Annotated in this window: 9 protein-coding genes; 5 read left to right on the forward strand and 4 right to left on the reverse strand. The window is 74.3% G+C overall.

The annotated features are described in order from the left end of the window. The 4 genes from AB0873_RS26020 to AB0873_RS26035 are packed head-to-tail and all read left to right on the forward strand — an operon-like array spanning position 1 to position 4,583. Entirely contained in the window at positions 1–945 is a 945-nt protein-coding gene (locus AB0873_RS26020) for a sugar ABC transporter permease (protein ID WP_366602834.1), read from the forward strand. Continuing rightward, positions 942–1,763, forward strand: coding sequence for a carbohydrate ABC transporter permease (locus AB0873_RS26025; RefSeq protein WP_366602836.1), 822 nt, complete (start codon positions 942–944; stop codon positions 1,761–1,763). Before AB0873_RS26020 ends, AB0873_RS26025 begins: the two co-directional genes overlap by 4 nt. Before the next feature lie 7 nt (positions 1,764–1,770). Beyond that, positions 1,771–4,143 (forward strand): glycoside hydrolase family 3 N-terminal domain-containing protein, encoded by a 2,373-nt coding sequence (locus AB0873_RS26030; RefSeq protein WP_366602838.1) that lies wholly within the window; start codon positions 1,771–1,773, stop codon positions 4,141–4,143. Further along, positions 4,140–4,583, forward strand: coding sequence for an acetylxylan esterase (locus tag AB0873_RS26035; RefSeq protein WP_366602840.1), 444 nt, complete (start codon positions 4,140–4,142; stop codon positions 4,581–4,583). Before AB0873_RS26030 ends, AB0873_RS26035 begins: the two co-directional genes overlap by 4 nt. Here AB0873_RS26035 and AB0873_RS26040 read toward each other — a convergent pair. The 4 genes from AB0873_RS26040 to AB0873_RS26055 all read right to left on the reverse strand — a co-directional run bounded on the left by AB0873_RS26040 (position 4,507) and on the right by AB0873_RS26055 (position 9,015). Further along, positions 4,507–6,099 (reverse strand): hypothetical protein, encoded by a 1,593-nt coding sequence (locus tag AB0873_RS26040; protein WP_366602842.1) that lies wholly within the window; start codon positions 6,097–6,099, stop codon positions 4,507–4,509. The two genes, AB0873_RS26035 and AB0873_RS26040, sit on opposite strands and share 77 nt — an antisense overlap. Beyond that, complete coding sequence (locus AB0873_RS26045) at positions 6,096–6,989, reverse strand: ABC transporter ATP-binding protein (protein WP_366602845.1); 894 nt, start codon at positions 6,987–6,989, stop codon at positions 6,096–6,098. Before AB0873_RS26045 ends, AB0873_RS26040 begins: the two co-directional genes overlap by 4 nt. 227 nt (positions 6,990–7,216) lie before the next feature. Further along, complete coding sequence (locus tag AB0873_RS26050) at positions 7,217–7,999, reverse strand: alpha/beta hydrolase family protein (protein WP_366602847.1); 783 nt, start codon at positions 7,997–7,999, stop codon at positions 7,217–7,219. An 86-nt stretch (positions 8,000–8,085) separates the two neighbouring features. Further along, entirely contained in the window at positions 8,086–9,015 is a 930-nt protein-coding gene (locus tag AB0873_RS26055) for a diacylglycerol kinase family protein (protein ID WP_366602848.1), read from the reverse strand. Between the two features lie 229 nt (positions 9,016–9,244). Here AB0873_RS26055 and AB0873_RS26060 point away from each other — a divergent pair, with 229 nt between their 5' ends. Then, on the forward strand, positions 9,245–10,444 hold the full coding sequence (locus tag AB0873_RS26060; protein WP_366602850.1) for an RtcB family protein: 1,200 nt from the start codon (positions 9,245–9,247) through the stop codon (positions 10,442–10,444). The last annotated feature ends 436 nt before the right edge of the window (positions 10,445–10,880 follow it).

Genomic DNA, 10,880 nt, shown 5'->3' on the forward strand with positions numbered 1-10,880 from the left:
ATGGCCGCCACCACCCTCGCGCCCCGGGCCACCACCGGGGAGCGGCGGGCCGTGCGACGCCCGGGCGGCGGGGTGATGCTCGCCCGCCCGGGCTTCGCCTGGGCCCTGCCCGCCACGCTGTTCTTCGCCTTCTTCGCGCTCGTCCCGCTGGTCCTGGTGGTCGTCCTGTCCTTCACCAGCTGGGCCGGCATCGGCGACGTCGAGTACGTGGGCCTCGCCAACTGGCGGCGGTTGGCCGACGACCCGGTGATGATCGACAGCCTCTGGCTCAGCCTGCTGCTCACCGCCCTCGGCGTGGCCGTACAGACCCCGCTCAGCCTGCTCATCGGCGTCTGGGCCGCAGGCCAGCAGCGCAACCGGGCGGTGCTGTCGGCGATCTTCTTCCTGCCGCTGCTGCTGTCCGCCACCGCCGTGTCGGTGCTGTGGCGGGCACTGCTCGACCCGAACTTCGGCGTGCCCGGCCAGGCGCGCTGGCTCTTCGGCGACGGCAACCTCTTCGGCAGCCGGGCCGGTGCGCTCGCCGTCCTGGTCTTCGTGGCCAGCTGGCAGTACATCCCGTTCCACGCGCTGATCTACCAGGGCGCGGCCCGCACCATCCCGGCCGTGCTCTACCAGGCGGCCGAGATCGACGGGGCCGGACGGTGGCACCAGTTCTGGCACGTCACGCTGCCCCAACTGCGCAACGCGATGATCACCTCGCTGGTCATCATGGTGGTCGGCGGACTGACCACCTTCGAGACGGTCCTCATCCTCACCCAGGGCGGGCCGGGCACCGACACCACCATCACCGCCTACTACATGTACCAGCAGGCGTTCCGCAGCTTCGACTTCGGCGCCGGCGCCGCCATCGCCCTGCTGCTGGTCGTGTCGGCCACGGTCATCTCGCTGATCATGGTCCGGGCCTCCGGCTACGACAAGATGCGCTCCACCTTGGAGGGGCTGTGACGCGGCACCGTCCGAACTGGCTGGCCGGGATCGGCGCGGTCGCCTGGCTGCTCGTCGTCGGCGTGCCGATCTACGTCATGCTGTCGATCACCGTGCAGACCCGCGAGGGTTACGGCGACAACGGCCCGATCTCCCTGCCGGACACCTTCACCCTCGCCAACTACACCGGGGTGTTCGCCCAGGGCTTCGGGCGCTACTTCCTGAACACCATCGTGGTGACCGCCAGCGTGGTGGCGATCGTGCTGCTGCTCGTCACGCCGCTCGCGTACGCCATCGTGCGCAGCCGCAGCCGCCTGACCGGGCACGTGTTCCGGCTGTTCCTGCTCGGCCTGGCGATCCCCGCGCACGCGGTCGTCGTACCGATCTTCTACCTGATCAGCACGACCGGCCTCTACGACAACCTGCTCGGCGTCATCCTGCCCACGGCCGCGTTCGCCCTGCCGATCTGCGCGCTGATCCTCAGCGGCGCCATGCGGGACATCACCCCGGACCTGTACGAGGCGATGGCCATCGACGGCGCGACGCCGACCCGGGTCTTCCTGCGCCTGGTGCTGCCCCTGTCCCGGGGCGGCATCTCCACCATCGCCGTCTTCTCCGCCCTCCAGGCGTGGAACGGCTTCCTCTTCCCGCTCGTGCTCACCCAGTCCGACTCGACCAAGGTCATCACCCTTGGCCTGTACAACTTCCAGACGCAGTACGGCATCGACATCCCCGGGCTGATGGCCGCGGTGGTGCTGTCCATGGTGCCGGTCCTGCTCGTGTACCTGACCGCCCGCCGGGCCCTCATCCAGGGCCTGATGGGCGTGGGGGGAAAGTGACCGCCACGTGACCCTGGACATCGGATCCGGCGCCGCCACCTGGGCCGACCCCGCCCTCGACATCGACACCCGCGTCGACGCGCTGGTCGCCGCGATGACCCTGCCGGAGAAGCTCGCCCAGCTGTACGGCGTGTGGGTCGGCGCGTCCGCCGACGGCGGCGAGGTCGCCCCCCACCAGCACGAGATGGAGGAACCGGTCGACCTCGACGGCCTGCTGGACGTGGGGCTCGGCCAGCTCACCCGCCCGTTCGGCACCGCGCCGGTCGACCCGGCGCTCGGCGCGCTGTCGCTGCTGCGCACGCAGCAACGGATCGTGGCCGCCAACCGTTTCGGCATTCCGGCGGTGGCCCACGAGGAGTGCCTCGCCGGCTTCGCCGCGTGGGGCGCGACCGCGTACCCGGTGCCGCTGTCCTGGGGGGCCACCTTCGACCCCGACCTGATCCGCCGGATGGCCACCACGATCGGCGCCGACCTGCGCCGGGTCGGCGTGCACCAGGGCCTCGCACCGGTCCTCGACGTGGTGCGCGACGCCCGCTGGGGCCGGGTGGAGGAGACCATCGGCGAGGACCCGTACCTGGTCGGCACCATCGGCACCGCGTACGTGCAGGGCCTCGAGTCGGCCGGGGTGGTGGCCACCCTCAAGCACTTCGTGGGCTACTCCGCATCCCGGGGCGGCCGCAACCACGCCCCGGTGGGGATGGGCATCCGCGAGCGCGCCGACGTGATGCTCCCGCCGTTCGAGATGGCGATCCGGGAAAGCGGCGTCCGGTCGGTGATGGCCGCGTACACCGACACCGACGGTGTGCCGTCGACGGCCGACGAGGCGCTGCTGACCGGGCTGCTACGGGGAACGTGGGGCTTCGACGGCACGGTGGTGGCCGACTACTTCGGCATCGCCTTCCTGCGCACCACGCAGGGTGTGGCCGGCAGCTGGGACGAGGCCGCCGCGGCGGCCCTCGCCGCCGGCGTGGACGTCGAGCTGCCCACGGTCCGCACGTTCGGCGCGCCCCTGCGGGAGGCGCTCGATGCCGGCCGGGTGCCGGAGGCCCTGGTCGACCGCGCGGTACGCCGGGTGTTGCGGCAGAAGGCGGAGCTCGGTCTCCTCGACCCCGACTGGAGCCCGGTGCCGCCGGCCCTGGCCGGGGCTGACCTCGCCGACCCGGACGCCCTGCGGGGCCGCCTCGACCTCGACCCGCCGGCCAACCGGGCCCTCGCCCGCGAGGTGGCCGAGCGGGCCGTCGTCCTGCTCGCGAACGACGGCACCCTACCGCTGCACCGGCCGGCGCGCGTAGCGCTGGTCGGCCCGCAGGCGCGGCAGCGCACCGCCGTGCTCGGCTGCTACTCGTTCCCCGCCCACGTCGGGGCGCACCATCCGGAGGTGCCGCTCGGCATCGACCTGCCCACCCTGGCGGAGGCTCTGCGCCGCGAGTTCCCGGACAGCGAGCTGGTCACCGTGACCGGGGTCGCGGTCGACGGTGACGATGTCACCGGGGTGCCGGCCGCGTTCGCGGCGGCCCGCGACGCCGACGTGGTGATCGCGGCCCTCGGCGACCGGGCCGGGCTGTTCGGCCGCGGCACCAGCGGCGAGGGCTGCGACGCGGAGTCGCTGGCCCTGCCCGGCGCGCAGCAGCGGCTGCTCGACGCGCTCCTCGACACCGGCACGCCGGTGGTGGTGACGCTGCTGGCCGGCCGCCCGTACGTGCTGGGTCGCGCCGTCGACGAGGCCGCCGCGGTCGTGCAGTCGTTCTTCCCCGGCGAGGAGGGCACCCCGGCGATCGCCGGTGTCCTCAGTGGCCGGGTCGACCCGTCCGGGCGGCTGCCGGTGAGCGTGCCGCGCCGGCCGGGCGCGCAGCCGTCCACCTACCTGAGCCCCCGGCTGGGGCAGGCGAACGGGGTGTCCAACGTCGACCCGACGCCGGCGTACGGCTTCGGTCACGGCCTGACGTACACCACCTTCGCCTGGACCGACCTGGTGGTGGACGTGCCGGCGGCGGCCACCGACGGCGAGCTGCGGCTGCACTTCACCCTGGCCAACACCGGCGACCGCGCGGGGAACGAGGTCGTGCAGGTCTACGCCCACGACCCGGTGGCGTCCGTCGTGCAGCCCGTGCAGCGACTGGTCGGCTACCGCCGGATCCCCCTCGAACCCGGCGCGGCGTGCCGGGTCGAGGTCACCGTGCCGGCCGACCTGTTCGCGTTCACCGGGCGTGACGGGCGCCGCGTCGTCGAGCCGGGCGCGCTCGAGCTGCGGCTCGCGGCGTCCAGCACCGACCCGCGGCTGGTCGCGGCCGTCAGCCTGTACGGCCCGGCCCGGCACGTGGACCACCGCCGTGCCCTGCACCCCGGCTTCACGGTGACGCCCGCTCCGGCGGCCGGTTGACCGGCGGGTACACCGACGTCCCGGAGGAGCGGCTGCGGGCCCACCGTGGCGCCGTCACCGACCCGGAGGACTTCGACCTCTTCTGGGCCGACACCACTGGCGCGGCCCGGCTGGCCGGATGGCCGGTCCGGGCCGAGCCGGTGGCGACCGGGCTGACGACCGTCGAGGTGTACGACGTGACCTTCGCCGGGTACGCGGGCCAGCCCGTGCGGGCCTGGCTCCGGCTGCCCCACGGCGCGCCCCGGCCGCTGCCGACGGTGGTGCAGTACGCGGGCTACGGCGGGTGCCGCCCACCTCGCCCCGCTGCCCGCCGGATCGACCGGCGGGGCCGGGCCGGGCCCCGCCGGCGGGGTGCCGCCCGGCTCAGCCACGCAGGTCCCGCCGCCGAAGGCCGGCGGCGCCCACGCCGGCGGCGACCAGCGCCAGGCCGGCCATCGTGAGCGCCGCCGGCCAGTTCGGCCCGGTGGCGGGCACGGCCGCGAGGTGCGCGAACGGCGACAGGTCAGCCACCCACGCGGGTCCGTCGACGCTGTCCGCGACGACCTGGAGCAGGAAACCGCCGGCGGCGGGCAGGGCGCCGAGGGCGGCCACCGCCCGGGGAGCCCACCCGACGGCCAGCACCGCGGCGCCCAGGCACAGCAGCACGACCGGCAGGACGTTCAGCGTGCCGGCCAGCGCCGCCCCCGGCGGCAGGTCGGCGTCGACGACCGCCGCCCCGGCCCAGGTGGTCGCCGCCGCGACGGCGAGGAGCACCACCGACCCGGCCAGGACGGTGGCCACCTCGGCACCCAGCACCCGCAGCCGGGTGACCGGGAGGGCGTACAGGGGGGTCAACCGCCGCTCCACCTCCGCCGCGGCGAAGGCGGCCAGGCGGACCGCGGCGAAGGCGCCGACCGGCACGGCGAGCAGGGCGAACAGGGTGGCCACGTATCCGCGGACGCTGCCCAACCCGGAGAAGCCGGCCTGGGCGGCCAGATCGGCGAAGCGCGGATTGTCGGTGAGGAACCGCGTCATCGACGTCGCGACCACACCGATCAGCAGGAAGTACGCGCCCACACCGGCCGCCCAACCGGCGAGCGGGCGTAGCGACCGGCGCAGGGCGAACGCCGGCACCGAGCGGAGCAGGCGCAGCCGCGGCGCCCGCCCGGTGGCGCCGGTCAGCAGCCCGCCGTCGACGTCCCGCCGGCCGGCGACGAGCACCGCCGCCGCCGCGACCGCGACCGTGGCGGCACCCAGCACCACCAGCGGCAACGCCCGGTCGTCCAGGTAGGGCCGGGTCAGCGCCAGCAGCCCGAACGGCGACAGCCACCGCAACCAGGCCAGCGCGTCCACCCCGTCGCCCACCATCCGCGCCAGCAGCCCGACGCCGAGCACCGCCACCGTGGCACCGGTCGCCCCGGCCCGGGTGGGGAACACCTGGGCGGCGAGAGCGGCCAGCACGACCGCGAACATCCCGGCCAGGGCGAGACCGGCGCCGTGCAGTACGGCCCCGGAGGCCGGGGTGCCGACGGCGGTGAGCGCGCCGGTGACGGCCGCGCCGACGGCCACCATCACCACGGCCAGGACGAGCAGGTGCCGGCGCAGCACGGTCGGCAGGGCCAGCCGCCCGGCGAGCAGGAGACCCCACCGGCCGGACTCCTCCTCGCCCCGGGTGATCCGGGTGGCGGCGAGCAGCCCCCACACCGACAGCAGGACAGCGAGCACCGTGCCGGTGCGCCAGACGGCGAAGCCGCCGGGGGTGTTCAGCGCCACGGGCTCGCCGAACAGGGTACGGATCGCCGGGTTCTCCGCCAGGGCGGCCAGCGCCGCCGCATCGGCCTCGGTGCCCATGGTGCTCTCGTACGTGGCGGCGACCAGGGCGGACATGCCGGCCGTGACGGCGAGGACGACCAGCGCGCCGCGCCGGACCTGGCGCGCCGCCAAACTGGTGACGGCCCGCGCCGCCACGGTGGTCACCGGTCCTCCCCGTAGTAGTCGAGGAAGATCTCCTCCAGGGAGGGTTCCCGCATGCTCACCGCGCTGACCTCGGCCGCCGCGATCTGCCGCAGCGCCGGACCCGGCGGCCCGCTCAGGGTGAACCGCACGGCCCCCTCGCCGGTGCCCTCCACCGCCTGCACGCCCGGAACGTCCGTGAGATCCGGGACCGGGCCGGCGAACCGGACCTGGACCTCGGTGCGGTGCAGCGCCCGGAGGTCCGGCACCGCCGCCACGTCCACCAGGCGCCCGGCGCGGAGGATCCCCACCCGGTCGCAGACCGCCTCCACCTCGGCGAGCTGGTGGGAGCAGAGGAACACCGTCCGCCCGTCAGCGCGGGCGTCGGCCACCGCCCGCCGGAACTCGCGCTCCATCAGCGGGTCCAACCCGCTGGTGGGCTCGTCGAGGACCAGCAGCGGGGCGCGGGTGGCGAACGCGGCGACAAGCGCGACCTTCTGGCGGTTGCCGGTCGAGTAGGTGCCGGCCGGCTTCGACAGGTCGAGCGCGAACCGCTCCACCAGCTCACTCCGGTAGGCCCGGTCGACGCCCGGGCCGACGGCACCGAGCAGCTCCAGCACCTCCGCGCCGGTCAGGCGCGGCCAGAGCGCCACGTCGGCCGGCACGTACGCGAGCCGCTGGTGCGCGGCGGCGGCGTCGGCGGCGTCGACGTCGACGTCGAAGATCCAGGCCCGACCGGAGGTCGGCCGGGCCAGCCCGAGCAGCAGCCGGATGGTGGTGGACTTCCCGGCGCCGTTCGGGCCGAGGAAGCCGAAGACCTCGCCGGCGGAAACGGTCAGGTCCAGGCCGTCGAGGGCGGCCAGGGGGCCGTACCGCTTGGTCAGGCGTTCGGTGCGGATGGCGGGTGCGCTCACGGCAGCCTCCCGGGTCGTCGGGGCTCACGACTCGCCGACCAGACTTCCCGGCACACCGCGGGTCAGCGTAGCGCCTGCGGTCAACCGGCGGCCGGACGGTGGAACCGGGCACGACGTCGGCCGGCCACCGCCGACCGCTCCGCCTGCGCACGCCGCGAGCGGCTCACCCGGCCGCTCGCTCACCCGGCCGCTCGCTCACCCGGCTGCTCGCTCAGCCGGCCGCTCGCTCAGCCGGTGGGCCGCTCGCGCAGCGGCAGCCAGGCGAGCACGTCCTGGATCTTCGCGTCCCAGTACGCCCAGTCGTGGTCGCCGGGGGAGAAGTCCACGGTCAGCGGCACACCCCGCGCGCGGGCGACGTCGACGAAGCGCAGGCTGTCCTCGTACAGGAAGTCGTCCGTGCCGCAGGCGACGTAGAGCGCCGGCCCGCCCGCGTACCGGTCGAGCAGCGCCACCGTGTCGTCGTCGGTGCCGGCGACCGCGCGCTCCCCGAACACCGTGTGCCACACGCCGGGGTCGACCGGCCGGGCGGGGTGGTGCCGGCGGCTCGCCACGTTCAGCGCGCCGGACAGGCTCGCCGCCGCCGCGAACCGGTCCGGGTGGCGCAGCGCCCACTTCACCGCCCCGTACCCGCCCATCGACAGGCCGGCGACGTACGTGTCCTCCGGCCGGCGGGACAGGCGGAAGAAGTCGTCGCAGACCGCCGGCAGTTCCTCGGTGAGGAACGTCCAGTACCGGTTGCCGTGCTCCTCGTCGCGGTAGAAGCTGCGCCCCGCCTGGGGCATCACCACGGCCAGGCCGAGCGGCGCCACGTACCGCTCGATCGACGTGCGCCGCAGCCAGATCGTGTCGTCGTCGGTGAGGCCGTGCAGCAGGTAGAGCACCGGCGGATCACCGGCCGGCGCGGCGCCGGCCATGCCGATCTGCGAGGCCGTGCGCTGCGGCAGGATCACCGTCATCGACGTCGAGAGGCCGAGAACGTCGGAGTGGAAGTCAACGCGCATCAGGGCCACGGCAGCCGATGCTACGCGGTGCACGCCGGGGTGGCGGGCGCATCTCCCGGGCCGTGTGCACCGACGCCCAGCCGGTACGGCGCGGTTCAGCGGTCGGCGCTGTCGGCGGGTGCCACCACCCGCAACGCGTTGGCGTCCAGGCCGATCCGGATCGGGGTCTCGCCGTACAACTCGCCGTCGACCTCCACCGGCGCCGGCCGGTCCGTCTCCAGCCAGAGTTGACCCACCGCGAGGAACGGATCGTCACCCAGGGTGCGGCGGTGCCCGGTCGCCGCGTTGCGGGCGGTGTCGCGCAGCAGCTCGCGCCGGTGTGGACCGCCCACCGGGTACGCGACCAGCAACCGGTCGTCCGCGTTCGCGTCCGCCGTGATCGGCCGGCCCGCGTGGAAGCCGCCGTTGGCCACGTACAGCTGGTGGGTGACGAACTCGTGCTCCCGCCCCTCGGCCCGCACCCTGGCCCGCAGCGGACGGTGGCGGGCCAGCAGCGCCAGGGCCGTCGCCGGGTACGCGAGCCGGCCGCCGAGCCGCTTGAGCCGCGGCGGCGTGCTGGCCATCACGTCGGCGGACAGGCCGACGCCGACGTGGTTGGCGAACCGCAGGTTGCCCACCAGCCCGAGGTCGACGTCGACCACCTTCCCGCCGGTGAGCACCGCGACGGCCGCGTCCAGGTCGAGCGGGAGGCCCAGCGTGCGGGCGAAGTTGTTGGTGGTGCCCAGCGGCAGCACGCCGAGCGCGACGTCCCGGTGCGCGAGCAGCCGCGCGGCGGTGCTCAGCGTGCCGTCGCCGCCGCCGGCGACGAGCAGGTCCGGCCCGAGGCCGACCGCCTCGGTGAGGCTCTCCTCCAACTGCCCGGGCCGGTCGACCGGGTACGTGCCGAGCAGGTCGAAACCGGACTCGACCAGCCGCGCCCGTGCCCGCTCGTAGTGCTGCCGACCCCGCCGGGAGCGGGCGTTGATGACCAGCGCGGCCCGCCGGACCCGCCGGATGGCCGCGCCCAGCTCCTGCTTGGTCCGCATGGGCACGACCCTATCGCCGCCGGCCCGGCCAATATCCATTGCGGTCACCCCACGCCGGCCGTAGTGTCCTCGCCGCGAGCCCGCACCGAGCCGAGGGAGCCCACCGCCGCCCACCCCACCGGGTCCGGGCGGCTTTTTCCTGCCCGAGGTGTAAGGAAGGGCCCCTTGTTATCGCCTCCGGTAGCGGAAGGGTCCCCTCTTAACAGTTTTACGATACGAGGAGACGACGATGGGCTTCACCCCGCTGGCGGGCACCCGCGCGCCGGTCCGGGTCTGGACCGACCCGTACGGCATCGAGCCGCAGGCGGCCCACCAGCTGCGCAACATCGGTGCGCTGCCCTGGGTCGAGGGCGTGGCCGTCATGCCGGACGTCCACTTCGGCAAGGGCGCCACCGTCGGTTCGGTCATCGCCATGCGGCAGGCCGTGTCGCCGGCCGCGGTCGGTGTGGACATCGGTTGCGGCATGTCCGCGGTCCGGACCTCGCTCACCGCGGACGACCTGCCGGACGACCTGGCCGACCTCCGGTCCGCGATCGAGGCGGCGATTCCGGTCGGCTTCGCCCAGCGCGACGACGCGGTGGATCCGCGGCGGATCCGCGGGCTGGAGCAGCGCGGGTGGGACGACTTCTGGCGGCGGTTCGGTGACCTGGACCGCCGGGTGGCCCAGCTGGAGATTCGGGCGCGGCGGCAGATGGGCACCCTCGGTGGCGGCAACCACTTCGTGGAGGTCTGCCTGGAGCAGGGTGGCGCGGACGCCGGCCGGGTCTGGCTGATGCTGCACTCCGGGTCGCGGAACATCGGCAAGGAACTGGCCGAGCGGCACATGGCGGTGGCGCGGCACCTGCCGCACAACGCCGACCTGCCCGACCGGGATCTTGCGGTGTTCCTCGCCGGCACGTCGGAGATGGACGCGTACCGCCGGGACCTGTGGTGGGCGCAGGAGTACGCGCGGCGCAACCGGGCGGTCATGCTCGCCGTGCTCTGTGAGGTCGTCCGCGAGCGGTTCCCGCAGGTGCGGTACGACGAGCCGGTGAGCTGCCACCACAACTACGTGTCGGAGGAGACCTACGACGGGGTCGACCTGCTGGTCACCCGCAAGGGGGCGATCCGGGCGGGCCGGGGCGAGCTGGGCATCATTCCCGGCTCCATGGGGACCGGTTCGTACATCGTGCGGGGACGGGGCAACCCGGACGCGTACCACTCGGCGTCCCACGGCGCGGGGCGGCGGATGTCGCGGGCCCAGGCGAAGCGGACGTACAGCACCGCCGACCTGGCCGCGCAGACCGCCGGCGTGGAGTGCCGCAAGGACGCCGGGGTGGTCGACGAGATCCCGGGCGCGTACAAGGACATCACCGAGGTGATGGCGCAGCAGGAGGACCTGGTCGAGGTGGTGGCGCACCTCAAGCAGGTGGTCTGCGTGAAGGGCTGACACACCGTGCCGGCGCCCGTCGGGGGGCGGGCGCCGGCCGCCCGCATTGGCTCAGCGGAGAGAGCGGCGGTCCACAAAACCGGAGAGACCTTGTCCGACTCCTGCTTGGGGCGGCGGCACAAGTAATCCACACGGACCGGTGATGCGGGCTGAGCTATTCATGGTTGTTGTATAGCATCGGGCCTAGCGATCGCGGCGTCGATGTCCACAGTGACACCAACTTCAACCCGGGGGAGGGCATGCCTGGCGTTAAGCCTCGGTGGAACGACGAGGACCTCAAGCAATAGCCGCGGTCACCTCCTGGCGGCAAGTCGCCCTGCGACTGCGTATCAGTACCGGGGGAAGACCGCGTCGGGTGCGCGGGCGGTGCAGATCGTCTACTCCTCGCGCCGGGGATCGCGGGATATCGAGCACATCGGGTCGGCGCACGACGATG

The sequence above is a fragment of the Micromonospora sp. NPDC047707 genome (genome assembly GCF_040704235.1).
In the GTDB taxonomy this organism is placed as follows: Bacteria; Actinomycetota; Actinomycetes; order Mycobacteriales; family Micromonosporaceae; genus Micromonospora.